The organism is Streptomyces sp. CNQ329, from assembly GCF_000482585.1.
On sequence record NZ_AXVU01000057.1, the window covers coordinates 1 to 11,589 of the forward strand.

General features: G+C 74.8%; 12 protein-coding genes. 6 read left to right on the top strand and 6 right to left on the bottom strand.

Annotated features, from left to right (window positions below; genetic code table 11):
* Positions 1-24: 24 nt before the first annotated feature.
* Genes I003_RS0126600 through I003_RS0126610 form a run of 3 tightly spaced genes read left to right on the top strand, consistent with a single transcriptional unit; the run spans position 25 to position 3,971 of the window.
* On the top strand, positions 25-885 hold the full coding sequence (locus I003_RS0126600; RefSeq protein ID WP_027774284.1) for an ABC transporter ATP-binding protein: 861 nt from the start codon (positions 25-27) through the stop codon (positions 883-885).
* Entirely contained in the window at positions 882-1,883 is a 1,002-nt protein-coding gene (locus tag I003_RS0126605) for an iron-siderophore ABC transporter substrate-binding protein (RefSeq protein ID WP_027774285.1), read from the top strand. The genes I003_RS0126600 and I003_RS0126605 overlap by 4 nt, the downstream gene beginning before the upstream one ends.
* A gap of 3 nt (positions 1,884-1,886) precedes the next feature.
* On the top strand, positions 1,887-3,971 hold the full coding sequence (locus I003_RS0126610) for an iron ABC transporter permease (protein ID WP_027774286.1): 2,085 nt from the start codon (positions 1,887-1,889) through the stop codon (positions 3,969-3,971).
* A gap of 49 nt (positions 3,972-4,020) precedes the next feature.
* Here the strand turns inward: I003_RS0126610 and I003_RS0126615 are convergent, their stop codons facing one another.
* Both I003_RS0126615 and I003_RS0126620 read right to left on the bottom strand, forming a co-directional pair.
* Positions 4,021-4,365 (bottom strand): metalloregulator ArsR/SmtB family transcription factor, encoded by a 345-nt coding sequence (locus I003_RS0126615; protein ID WP_027774287.1) that lies wholly within the window; start codon positions 4,363-4,365, stop codon positions 4,021-4,023.
* Positions 4,362-4,856, bottom strand: coding sequence for an SRPBCC domain-containing protein (locus I003_RS0126620; protein ID WP_027774288.1), 495 nt, complete (start codon positions 4,854-4,856; stop codon positions 4,362-4,364). The genes I003_RS0126615 and I003_RS0126620 overlap by 4 nt, the downstream gene beginning before the upstream one ends.
* A gap of 131 nt (positions 4,857-4,987) precedes the next feature.
* On the opposite strand from I003_RS0126620, the gene I003_RS0126625 reads away from it, so the two are divergent.
* The 3 genes from I003_RS0126625 (at position 4,988) to I003_RS0126635 (ending at position 7,786) form a co-directional block, all read left to right on the top strand.
* Complete coding sequence (locus I003_RS0126625) at positions 4,988-5,857, top strand: alpha/beta fold hydrolase (RefSeq protein WP_027774289.1); 870 nt, start codon at positions 4,988-4,990, stop codon at positions 5,855-5,857.
* 456 nt (positions 5,858-6,313) lie between these two features.
* Positions 6,314-6,775 carry a VanZ family protein gene (locus tag I003_RS0126630; RefSeq protein ID WP_027774290.1) on the top strand — a complete coding sequence of 154 codons (462 nt, stop codon included), beginning with the start codon at positions 6,314-6,316 and terminating at the stop codon, positions 6,773-6,775.
* A 90-nt stretch (positions 6,776-6,865) separates the two neighbouring features.
* On the top strand, positions 6,866-7,786 hold the full coding sequence (locus I003_RS0126635) for a YihY/virulence factor BrkB family protein (RefSeq protein ID WP_027774291.1): 921 nt from the start codon (positions 6,866-6,868) through the stop codon (positions 7,784-7,786).
* A 106-nt stretch (positions 7,787-7,892) separates the two neighbouring features.
* Here the strand turns inward: I003_RS0126635 and I003_RS0126640 are convergent, their stop codons facing one another.
* The 4 genes from I003_RS0126640 to I003_RS0126655 all read right to left on the bottom strand — a co-directional run bounded on the left by I003_RS0126640 (position 7,893) and on the right by I003_RS0126655 (position 11,513).
* Positions 7,893-9,389, bottom strand: a complete 1,497-nt coding sequence (locus tag I003_RS0126640) for a phosphatase PAP2 family protein (RefSeq protein WP_051368518.1) — start codon at positions 9,387-9,389, stop codon at positions 7,893-7,895.
* Positions 9,390-9,697: 308 nt separating this feature from the next.
* Positions 9,698-10,600: a SigB/SigF/SigG family RNA polymerase sigma factor gene (locus I003_RS0126645; protein WP_486584400.1), complete on the bottom strand. Its 903-nt coding sequence runs from the start codon at positions 10,598-10,600 to the stop codon at positions 9,698-9,700.
* A gap of 172 nt (positions 10,601-10,772) precedes the next feature.
* The gene (locus tag I003_RS0126650; protein ID WP_027774294.1) at positions 10,773-11,189 is read right to left on the bottom strand and encodes an STAS domain-containing protein; all 417 of its coding nucleotides are present in this window, start codon (positions 11,187-11,189) and stop codon (positions 10,773-10,775) included.
* Positions 11,190-11,228: 39 nt separating this feature from the next.
* On the bottom strand, positions 11,229-11,513 hold the full coding sequence (locus tag I003_RS0126655; RefSeq protein WP_027774295.1) for a hypothetical protein: 285 nt from the start codon (positions 11,511-11,513) through the stop codon (positions 11,229-11,231).
* Positions 11,514-11,589: the final 76 nt, after the last annotated feature.

Below are 11,589 nucleotides of genomic sequence, written 5' to 3' on the forward strand. Positions count from 1 at the left end.
GAGGTTAGGTTAACCTAAGCTCCCGTGAGAGCCGGAGAGAGCACGCCCACCGCCGCGGGAGCCCGCGGGCACGCCCTGTCCGCCGCCGACGTCACCGTGGCGTACGACGGCGTCGACGTCGTCCACGACGCCTCGCTGCGGCTGCGGCCCGGCGAGGTGACCGCCCTCGTCGGGCCCAACGGCAGCGGGAAGTCGACGCTGCTGCGCACCCTCGCGCGGCTGCAGCGGGCCCGGCGCGCGAGTCTCGTCATCGACGAGGACACCGACGGATTCGCGCTGTCCACCCGGCATTTCGCCCGGCATGTCGCGCTGCTCACGCAGGGCCGGCCCACGCCCAGCGGGCTGACCGTCCGCGACGTCGTGGAGTTCGGCCGCTACCCGTACCGCGGCCGGTGGGGCGCCTCCGACCCCGGCGGGCGGAGCGCCGTCGACCGGGCGCTGGCGATGACCGGCGTCACCGAACTCGCCGACCGCGGCGCCGAGCACCTGTCCGGCGGGCAGTTGCAGCGCGTCTGGCTGGCGGGCTGTCTCGCGCAGGACACCGGCGTGCTGCTGCTCGACGAGCCGACCAACCACCTCGACCTGCGCTACCAGGTCGAACTCCTCGACCTGGTACGCGACCTGGCCGACGCCCACCGCATCGCGGTGGGCGCCGTCCTGCACGACCTCGACCAGGCGGCGGCCGTGGCCGACCGCATGGTGCTGCTCGACGACGGCCGCATCGTCGCCGACGGCCGCCCCGAGGACGTCCTGCTGCCCGAACTGCTCAGCAAGGCGTACGGGATCCGCATCGACGTCGACGACGACCCCCTGACGGGCCGGCTGCGCACCCGCGCCATCGGCCGGCACCACAAGCGAAGCGAAAGGCTCAGCACTTCCTCATGAGACGCCTCCTGCTGACCGCGGCGGTCGCCACCGCCGCGACGCTCACCCTGGCCGCCTGCGGCACCACCGAAGACGCCGCGGACGAGAACGACGAGGGCGGCGCCGGCAAGGGCGCCGCGCAGCCGATCACCCTGACCGACTCCACCGGCAAGAAGGTGACGCTGGAGAAGGGGCCCGCCACGAAGGTCGTCGGCACCGAGTGGAACGTGGTCGAGAACCTCGTGTCCCTCGGCGTCGACCCCGTCGGCGTGGCCGACGTGAAGGGCTACAACTCCTGGGACTCCGCGGTCCCGCTCACCAACGAGCCCGAGGACATCGGCACCCGCGGCGAGCCCAGCATCGACACCATCGCCTCCCTGAACCCCGACCTCATCATCGCCACCACCGACCTGCCCGCGTCGGCCGTCAAGCAGCTCGGCAAGCGCACCCCGGTGCTCACCCTGCGCTCCGCGGACGCCTCCGACCCCGTGGGCCAGATGACAGAGAACCTCGACCTCATCGCCGAGGCCACGGGCACCACCGAGCGGGCTGAGGAGCTGAAGAAGGAGTTCGACGCCAAGCTCGACGAGGGCAGGAAGGCCCTCGACGACGCCGGCCTGGGCGGCTCGAATGTCGCCTTCGCCGACGGCTACGTCGTCTCCAACCAGGTCTCCATCCGCCCCTTCACCAGCGGCTCCCTGGTCGGCGGCGTCAACGAGCGGCTGGGCCTGACGAACGCCTGGGACGTCAAGGGCGACAAGGACTACGGTCTCGGCTCCACCGACGTCGAAGGGCTGACGAAGCTCCCCGGGGACACGCGGTTCGTCTACATCGGCAACGACTCCGACGAGGCCAGCACCCCGTTCACCGGCGAGCTGAAGGACGACTCCGTCTGGAAGTCGCTGCCGTTCGTCAAGAAGGGCGACGTCCACCGGCTGGACGACGGCATCTGGATGTTCGGCGGCGTCGAGTCCATGAACCAGTACGTCGACGCCCTCGTCGGCGCGCTGACCACGTAGTCGATGGCCGTCACCGCCCCGGCCTCCGCCACCGGCGCGCCCGCCCCGCCGCCGACCGTACGGTCCCGGACGGGCGCGGCGGCGGTGGCCGCGGGACTCGCGCTGCTGGTGGCGGTCCTCGCGGTCGCCGACCTGACCCAGGGCACGTCGGACGCGGGCGCCGCCGAGGTGTGGAAGGCGCTCACCGGCGGGGCGGACCCGACCGACTCCTCCGTCGTCATCGCCTCCCGGCTGCCCCGGATGGTCGCGGGCCTGGTGGTCGGCGCGGCGCTGGCGATCGCCGGCACCGCGCTGCAGGCGGTCAGCCGCAACGTGCTGGCCTCGCCGGACACCCTCGCGGTCAACGCCGGTGCGTACGCCGCGCTGGGGGTGGCCGCCGCCACCGGGGGGTCGCTGCCGCTGCTGGCGTCCTCCGGGGTCGCCTTCGCCGGCGGGCTGGCCGCCGCGGCGGTGGTGCTGGGGCTCTCCGGCCTCGGCTCGGGCACGGTTCGGCTGGTGCTCGCGGGCACCGCGCTGACGCTCGGGCTGTTCGCGGTCACCGAAGGGCTGCTGCTGCTCTTCCCGGAGGAGACGGAGGGCCTCTACGACTGGCAGCAGGGCAGCATCTCGCAGAGCGGCTGGGACGGTGTGCTGCAGATGCTGCCGCTCGCCGTCGCCGGGCTCGCCGGGTTGCTGCTCCTCTCCCGGCGCCTCGACGCCCTGGCACTCGGCGACGACGCCGCGCGCGGGCTGGGTGTCCCGGTGCGTGCGACGCGCGTCACGGCGGTGCTGCTCGCGGTGCTGCTCTCCGCGGCGTCGGTGACGCTCGCCGGGCCGATCGGCTTCGTCGGGCTGTGTGCGCCGGCGCTGGTGCGGGCGTTCGCCGGCAGGTTCCGTACGTACGGCAAGTCGCGGGCGGGCATTCCGCTGGCGGCCCTGCTGGGCATGGGGCTGGTGCTCGGCGCGGACGTGCTGCTGCGGGCCCTGGTGCCGGCGGACACGGCGGTCTCCGTACCGACGGGCGTGGTCACCAGCCTCGTCGGCGCGGTGTTCCTCGTGGTGATGGCCACCCGGCTGCGGGACGGCGCGGGCGCGGCGGACACCGACAAGCTGCGCATCCGCAGCCACCGCACGTTCGTCGTCACCACCGCGGTACTGCTGGCCGCGCTGGTGGCCGTGACGCTCACCGCCCTGCTGGTCGGCGACACCAAACTGCTCCTCGGCGACGTCGCCAACTGGGCCCAGGGCCGGGCGGGTCCGACCACCGACATCGTCCTCGACACCCGCGTCCCGCGGGTGCTCGCCGCGCTGCTGGCCGGCGCCGCGCTCGCGCTGTCGGGCACCCTCGTGCAGGCCGTGACCCGCAACCCGCTGGCCGAGCCGGGCGTGCTCGGCGTCTCCAACGGCGCGGCGCTCGGCGCGGTGCTGCTGGTGACGACGGTGGAGATACCCACCTCGTGGGGTCTGTCCGCCGCGGCGCTGGGCGGCGCGGCGCTCACCTCGGTCGGGGTCTTCGGGCTCGCCGCGCGCGGCGGGTTCCAGCAGAACCGGCTGGTGCTCGTCGGCATGGGTTTCGCCACCGCCTCGACGGCGCTGATCAGCCTGCTGATCGTGCTGACCGACCCGTTCAACGCGACGATGGCGCTGACCTGGCTCTCCGGCTCCACGTACGGGCGGACGCTGCCGGACGTCGTGCCGCTGGCGATCGTCCTGGCGGTGGGCCTGGCGCTCACGGCGGTACGGCGCCGGGAGCTGGACCTGGTGTCGCTGGACGAGGACACCCCGCGGCTGCTCGGTCTGGACCTCGGCCGCAGCCGGCTGTGGCTGCTGATCCTCAGCGTCGTCCTGGCCGGCACTGCGGTGTCGGCGGCGGGCATGATCGGGTTCGTCGGTCTGGTGGCGCCGCACGCGGCGCGGGCGCTGGTGGGCCGGCAGCACACGCGGGTGCTGCCGGTGGCGGTGCTGCTGGGCGCGGTGCTGGTGTGCACGGCGGACGTCGTCGGCCGCTCGGTGATCGCCCCGGCGCAGCTCGGCGCGGGCCTGATGACGGCGGTCATCGGCACGCCGTACTTCATGTACCTGCTGGTACGCAGCCGGGCTGCCCGGTAGCCGGGCGTGCCCCCTGCCCCGGCCGCCGGGGAGGGGGCACACCGCGGTGTCAGCTCCGCGCGGGCGGGCCGGAGTCGGGGTGCTCGGCCAGTTCCTTGATCCGCAGCAGGCGGGTCTCCCAGCTCCGTCCGATGCGGTCCAGCTCCCGCGCGAGCGCGCCCAGGCGGGCGCCCACGGCCACGTAGACGACCTCCCGGCCGCGCTGCTCGGACTCCACGAGGCCGACCTCGCGCAGCACGTCGAGGTGCTTGCCGATGGCCTGCCGGCTGACCGGCATGACCCTGGCCAGGGCGGACGCCGACATGGGGCCCTCGCCGAGCCGGGTGAGGACCGCCCAGCGCGTCGGCTCGCCGAGCGCGGCGCACACGGTGGCGGGCCCGGGGGCCGCGGTCACGGCCGCGGCGCCGCCGCGGCGGCGGTCTTCTCGACGTACGCCTTGCCGGCCGCCAGTTCCTTCTGCCAGCCCTTGTCGTTGCCCGCGCGCTCCTTGAGCCACACCGCAGGATCGTCGGCGAGGCCCGAGAAGCCGCTCTCCACCACGCGCAGCGTCACGCCGCCGGGGCGCTCGTCGATCCAGAACTCCACCAGCGTCGAGCCCGCAGCCTCGCTCCGGTGCGGTGTCGACAGCCAGCGGAACGACGCGTAGCGCGGCTTGTCCAGCTCCACGGTGCGGAAGCGGTACTCGCCGTTCCCGGCTTCGCGGACGACGGTCACGTCGCCCTCGTGGCGCAGGTCCGGCTCGGGATCGACCTCGCCGTCGTTGATGTACCAGCCGGGCCGGACGACCAGCTCCCAGACCTGTTCGGCGGTGGCGTCGATGTCGATCTGCCGGGCGATCCGGTCCAGCTCCGCCAGCTCTTCCTCGGTGTACGCGATGTCGTTCACGTGTTCTCTCCGTCCGCTATCTGCAACCGGAGCATTGCACATCACTCAGCCTTATCGCAACCTTCGGGTTGCAGTTGCGGGGACGGTGCCGGCACCGATGAGTTTCCGCCGACCGCACCGTCTGCACGGACATGGACACACACACGCTGGACACCCCCGGCGCCGACCTCGTCTACGACGTGCGCGGCCCCCTGCCCACCGCCGACGGCCGCCCCCCGCTGCTGCTCATCGGCCAGCCGATGGACGCCGGCGGCTTCCGCGCGCTGGCGGCGCAGTTCCCGGACCGGACCGTCGTCACCTACGACCCGCGCGGTCTGGGCCGCAGCACCCGCAAGGACGGCCGGCTCGACAACGCGCCCACCACGCAGGCCGAGGACGTGCACGCCGTCATCGCCGCGCTCGGCGCGGGCCCGGTCGAGCTCTTCGGCAGCAGCGGCGGCGCGGTGACGGCGCTGGCCCTGGTGGCCGCGCACCCGGAGGACGTGACCACGCTCGTCGCGCACGAGCCGCCGATCATCGCGGCGCTCCCGGACGCGCAGGCCGCGGAGCGGGCGCGGCAGGGGGTCACGGACGCGTACCACGCCAAGGGCTGGGGCACGGGCATGGCGGCGTTCATGACGCTGGCCGCGTGGCAGGGCGAGTTCACCGACGCCTACTTCGCCCAGCCCACGCCCGACCCCGCGGCCGTCGGCATGCCGGCCGGCGACGACGGCAACCGGGACGACCCGCTGCTCTCGGACCACTCCTGGGCGGTCAGCAGCTACCGCCCGGACCCGGCCGCGCTCGCCGCCGCGCCGACCCGCGTGGTCATCGCCGTGGGCGAGGAGTCGGGCGAGACGTTCACGGCGCGTACGGCACGGGGCACGGCCGCGCTGCTCGGGCAGGAGGCGACGGTCTTCCCCAGCCACCACGGCGGCTTCCTCGACGAGGAGTCCGGCTACGCGGGCCGGCCGGAGGAGTTCGGCGCGAAGCTGCGGGAAGTCCTCGACGCAAGCGCATGAGCAGACACCTCATCCTTTCCGTACGTCACTTACACCGCGGGGTCGCATCGCTCGCGCACACCGCACCGGGACAGCCGCGGCGCGGGCCGGACACGGGGCCGGCCCGCGCCGCGGCGTATGCCGCCGCGTCGCCGCCGCCCACCGCGGGGAGCCCCGCGGCACCGCCCGGGAACCGTCGCACGCACACATGACCTCCGCTCGTCCGCCTGAGCGCGGGCGCACCGGCCCACCTCTCCCCCAGGCCCCCGGGGCCGGCCCGCCCCCGCGCGCCACGCCCCCGTGCATACCGCACGGGCGGCCGGGTAACCGCCCGCTCTGCGACGCACCGGGCAGCGCGCCCGGGGCGCGAAGGGAGGATCATGTCCTTCAGGCCCCTGCGGACCGGCCGGGGAGCGGGCGGCGGACAGGACCGCCGCCGGGACGCCGCCGCCCGCGCGGTGGGTGCGGGCGTGCGCGATGCTGCTGGCGTTCACCCTCATGGTGGCGTTCGCCGTGGTGCTGGCGCGGCTGACGCTGGAGTCCTCGGCCGGCTCCGAGCCCCTGACCCGCACCAACACCCGCCCCGGTGACTCGATCCGCGACTACCTCGCCCAGCCGGAGTTCGTCGACGTCCTCCGCCAGCTCGGCGGCAACATCCTGCTCGGCGTGCCCTTCGGGCTGCTCCTTCCGGTGCTCGTGCCGCCCGCCCGCGGGCTGCTGCGGGTGGGGCTGTGCACGGCCGCGGTGATGCTGGCGGTCGAGACGGTCCAGGGCACGTTCATCACGGGCCGGGCGTTCGACATCGACGACGTCATCCTCAACACCACCGGAGCCTTTCTCGGCTACCTGTTGCTCGGCCGCCGGCTCGGCCGCGCCGTCCACCCCCGCCGCCGGCACTGGTGGCACCGGTTCTCCGGCCGGCCGCGCCCGCCCGGTTGACGAGCGGGCCGCCCGGACGCGGTAGACAGGGCAGTCGACGGCCGGCGTGGCGGCCGGGCCCGGAGCGAGCGAAGAACGGAGCATGGGCGGATGAAGCGTGGGGTGCACGCGCGGGGCGGACGGTCGGACTGGGCGCGCTACCGGGCCGCCCTGCGGCGTACCCCCGTGGCCCTCTGGAACGACGACGTCAGCGACTGGGCCGCCGCCCTGACGTACTACGCCATACTCACCGTCCTGCCCACGCTCTTCGTCACCCTCACCGTCATCGGCCTCGCCGATCCCTCCGGCACCGAGGCCCTCATCGCCTACGTCGCCGGCATCGCCCCCGCCGGCACCGACACCGCGCTCAACGACGCCCTCCACGACGTCAGCCGCGGCCACTCCACCACGTGGATCCTCACCGCCGTCGGCGCCGCCAGCGCCGTGTGGTCCGCGTGCAGCTTCCTGTCCGTCTTCCGCCGCGCCCTGCACGCGATGTACGGCACCCCCGACAGCCGGCCCGTGCTGCGCCGCGCGCCGGCGATCCTGGCGATGGCGCTGCTGCTGCTGACGCTGCTGGTGGCCGCCGCGCTGACGCTGGTGGTCACCGGTCCGGTGGCGCGGGCGCTGGGGCGGCCGCTGGGGCTGGGCGAGCAGACGGCGGCGGTGTGGGACTTCCTGCGCTGGCCCTTCCTGGTCTTCGTCGCGGGGCTGCTGGTGCTGCTGCTCTTCCGCTCGGGACCGCCCGAGTCACGCGCCGTGTCGCACGCGGTACCGGGCGGGCTGGTGGCGGGCGCACTGTGGCTGCTGGCGTCGGTGGGCTTCGCGCTGTACGCCTCGTACGCGGCGGGGACGTACAGCAGGCTGTACGGGTCGCTCGCGGGGGTCGTCGTCTTCCTGATCTGGCTGTGGTTCTCGAACCTGGCGCTGCTGGCGGGGGCGCAGTTCAACGCGCTGCTGGCGCGCACGGCGGCCACCTCGCGGACCCCCCGCCCGCCGCGGCGCCCGGCGGTGCCGGCCGTACCGCGGTGAGGGGCCGCAGCGGCAGCGGCGCGGCGCGGCCGGCGGGGTCAGCGCCGGGCGAGGCGGCGTTCGCCCGCCGCGCCCGGTTCGCACACCGGGCCTCCCGGGGGATGCGTCAGTCCTTGCCCGGCCGGTAGACGGTCAGCGCGTTTTCGAGCTTGTCCAGCACGAACGCGGCCGGCGCGGGAACGACCTCGCCGTCGTAGGCCATCCGGGTGCCCGCGGGCAGCCCCGAGACGGCGACCCTGCGCAGCCGCCCCGCGGCGTACAGCCGGGTCCTGGCCAGGCCGCCCGCCAGCGCGGTGGCCAGCAGCCGGGCGCGGCCGAGGCGCCCGGCGCGGGCGACCCGCACGTCCAGCACCCCGTCGGCGAGGTTGTCGCGGCGCACCGGTGCGATGCCCACGCTGTGGTACGCGCCCGACCCGGCGAACAGCAGCCACAGCTCCCGCCGCCGGCCGTTGATCCTCGCCCTGAGCGGCTCCGCCGTACGGATGACGTGCAGCACCGCCGCGACCGAGGCCGGCGGCCCGCCGATCTTCGGCGACCAGCGTTCGCGCAGCCGTACCAGCTCGGGGTAGACGCCGAGGCTGAAGGTGTTCAGGAAGTAGAGGGGCGCGCCCGACGCCGTCCGCGGCCGGAGCCGGCCCACGTCCACGGCGACGGCGCTGCCGCTCGCCACGGCGCGGCACACCTCGGGCACGCTCTCCACCCCGAGGTCGGTGGCGAAGTGGTTGAACGTGCCGCCCGGCAGCACCGCCAGCGGCACGCCGTGTGCCATGGCCGCGGTCGCCGCGGCGGCCACCGTGCCGTCCCCGCCGCACACGCCCAGTGCCCCGCCGCACCGCGCCGCCTCCTTGGCGGCGGTGTCCAGCAGTGCGGGCAGTGAGCCGGTCCCGGTGGTGTCGTCGTCCTCGGCGCCGACCACCGCCACGCGGGCTTCGGGCAGCACGTCCGCGAGTTGCCGCACCGGGTCGAGGAGTTGCGGCTGCGCCCCGGAGGAGGGGTTGACCACGACGTACAGCCCGGTTCCGTCGGGCAGTGCCGGCGCCTCGGCGGGCGGCGGCGACGGGTGGGGCCGACGGCTGCGCGGCGGCACCAGGCGGCGTACGACGAACGCCGCGCCGAGGCCGAGGGCGGCGCCGGCGACGACGTCGCTGGGGTAGTGCACGCCGGTGTAGACGCGGGAGAAGGCGACCGACCAGGCGACCGGGACCAGGGCCGCGCCCCACCGCGGCGACTCCATCGCGACCCCGCAGACGAAGGCGGCGGCGGACGCGGAGTGGCCGGAGGGGAAGGACGAGGTGAAGGGCTGGCGCGCGAGATGCCGTATGACGGGCACGGTGTCGAGCACGGGCCGGGCGCGGCGGAAGGCGCCTTTGCCGATGGTGTTGACCGTCGCGGAGGCCAGCGCCAGCGAGCCCATGCCCCGCAGTGCGGCGCGCCGGCCGCGCGGCCCGGCGAAGGTGGCCATCGCCGCGGCGGTGCCGAACCACAGCAGGCCGTGGTCGGCGCCCCGGCTCAGCCGGGGCAGCACCGGCTCGGCGCCGGGCCAGCGGGTCGCGGCGACCCGGGCGAAGAGCACCCGGTCCGCCCGCCGCAGCCGGCCCGCCAGCGCGCGGGCCCCGCGGCCCCGGTCGGCGGCGTCCTCGTACGCGGCGAGCCCGGTGGCCCGGAGGATCTTCGCCGCCCGCCGTACGGCCGGGGCAGCGGGAAGGGCGGGCGCGGCGGGGCTTTCGCGGGCCGCGAGGGCGCCCGTGACTCCGGCGACTCCCGCCCGGCCCGCCGCGGCGACGCTCCCCGCCGCGGCCCGGGCGGCGGCCTGTGCCGCCCGCCCGGCCCCGGCCGCCTTCCGGCTCCGTGCGCGGCCGGCGCCGCCGGTGCGCCCGGCCCGTATACCCGCGGCCCCGGCCCGTCTCCCGCTCACGCCGGCCCGGTCAGGCCGTCGCGCAGCCGGCGCAGGATCGTGGCCAGGAGCCGGGACACGTGCATCTGCGAGATGCCCAGCTCGTCACCGATCTCGCTCTGCGTCATCTCCGCGCCGAACCGCAGGTCCAGCACCTTCCGGTCCCGCTCCGGCAGCGCCTCGATCAGCGGCTTGAGCGACACCAGGTTCTCGACCTTCTCCAGATCCGGATCCGGCGCGCCGGTGCGCCGAGCGAGGAACGACTCGCCCTCCTCGTCGCCCGCGTGGTAGTCGAGGGAGGACGTCTTGTAGGCGTTGGCGGCGAGGAGCCCCTCGACGACCTCGTCGGGGCCGAGCCCGGTCTCCTCCGCGAGTTCCGCGACGCTCGGGGCGCGGCCGAGGCTCTGCTCCAGCCGCGATCCCGCCTTCGCCAGCGTCAGCCGCCGCTCCTGCATCCGCCGCGGCACCCGCACCGCCCAGGAGGTGTCGCGGAAGTGGCGCTTGATCTCGCCCACGATCGTCGGCAGCGCGAAGGTGGGGAACTCCGTGCCCTCACCGAGGTCGTAGCGGTTGATCGCCTTGATGAGGCCGACGGTGCCGACCTGTACGACGTCCTCGCGGGACTCGCTGCGCAGCCGGAAGCGGCTGACGGCGTAGCGGACGAGCGCGAGGTTCAGCTCGACGAGAGTGTTGCGGACGTACGAGTACGCGTGCGTGCCCTCCTCCAGCTCCGCCAGCCGGGCGAAGAGGACGCGGGACAGGGCCCGCGCGTCGGCCGTACTCGCCTCGCGCAGCTCCGGCAGCGGCGGCAGGTCGAGACCGGCGAGCGGATCGGCGTCCGGACCGGGCCCCGGGCCCGCGGCGGGGTCCGTGCCGGAGCCGGCCCCGGCCTCATGGTCGCGCGTCACGAATGTCGTCATGGTGTCCCCCTGATGTGGACTTCTGCTCGACAGGCGTTGTGTGCGGCTACCCGTCATCACGGCAGCTATACCTGACCGTTACTTTGCGCCTGCAATCAACGCGTCCCGGCAGCACCCCTCCCCTCTCGTATGTCCGCCCGCCCACGGGCCACTTGCCGCACGCCGGAACGGGCTACGGCGCCGACGGGCGCGCGGCCCCCGGGACCGCTACGGGCGGCCAGTCCGCCCGCAGCGGCTCCGGCACGTGTTCCAGCGCTTCCCGCACGCTGCCGTACGCGGCGATCACGTCGGTGCTGCCCGTCTGCTCCAGCAGGTACGTCACCCGCCGGCCGACGGCGGCGAGCAGCAGTTCGCCGCCCTGCCGGCGCAGCAGCCAGCGCACCGCGAAGAGGCAGTTGAGGCCGCGGGAGTCGCAGAAGGTGAGCGTCGTCAGGTCGAGCACGAGGTAGCGGTGCCCGGAGTCCACGCTGGACCCGAGGGTGTCGAGGAACAGCCGCTCGCCCCCGTGGTCCAGCTCGCCGCCGACGCGGATCACCGCGCACTGCGGACTGGAGCTGAGCGCGGACAGCGTCAGCCGGGGTCCCTTCATCGGCCCTCCCTGGCTCGGGCGGCGGTGCGCGGACTCAGCTCACCACCGCTTGACCGCCCTGGCCGCCACGTGTCCGATCATGAGGTACACGACGGCCGCGATCCCGTAGTTGAGCATCACGCGCCACCAGTCGGGATCGACGGTGAACATGTCGCGGGACCAGCCGGCCAGCCAGCCGGCGAGGTCGTGCACGAAGTCCACGAAGTCGTTGGCGCGGTTCGCGTCCAGGATGAAGAGGAGGATCCAGAGCCCGATCACGAACGCGGCCAGATCCGCTATCGCGACGAGTACGCCCGCCGCACTGGGTCTGCTTCTGTTCGACATGGACGGCGTCTTGCCGGGTAACGAATCGATAAACACCGCTCCGGTACGGGCCTTCGGTGGCGTCGGTCACCGTCCG

Coding starts and splice junctions, on each gene's coding strand:
- I003_RS0126605 (WP_027774285.1), top strand. CDS start 882: ATGAGACGCCTCCTGCTGACCGCGGCGGTCGCCACCGCCGCGACGCTC.
- I003_RS0126610 (WP_027774286.1), top strand. CDS start 1,887: ATGGCCGTCACCGCCCCGGCCTCCGCCACCGGCGCGCCCGCCCCGCCG.
- I003_RS0126625 (WP_027774289.1), top strand. CDS start 4,988: ATGGACACACACACGCTGGACACCCCCGGCGCCGACCTCGTCTACGAC.
- I003_RS0126630 (WP_027774290.1), top strand. CDS start 6,314: ATGCTGCTGGCGTTCACCCTCATGGTGGCGTTCGCCGTGGTGCTGGCG.
- I003_RS0126635 (WP_027774291.1), top strand. CDS start 6,866: ATGAAGCGTGGGGTGCACGCGCGGGGCGGACGGTCGGACTGGGCGCGC.
- I003_RS0126645 (WP_486584400.1), bottom strand. CDS start 10,600: ATGACGACATTCGTGACGCGCGACCATGAGGCCGGGGCCGGCTCCGGC.
- I003_RS0126650 (WP_027774294.1), bottom strand. CDS start 11,189: ATGAAGGGACCCCGGCTGACGCTGTCCGCGCTCAGCTCCAGTCCGCAG.
- I003_RS0126655 (WP_027774295.1), bottom strand. CDS start 11,513: ATGTCGAACAGAAGCAGACCCAGTGCGGCGGGCGTACTCGTCGCGATA.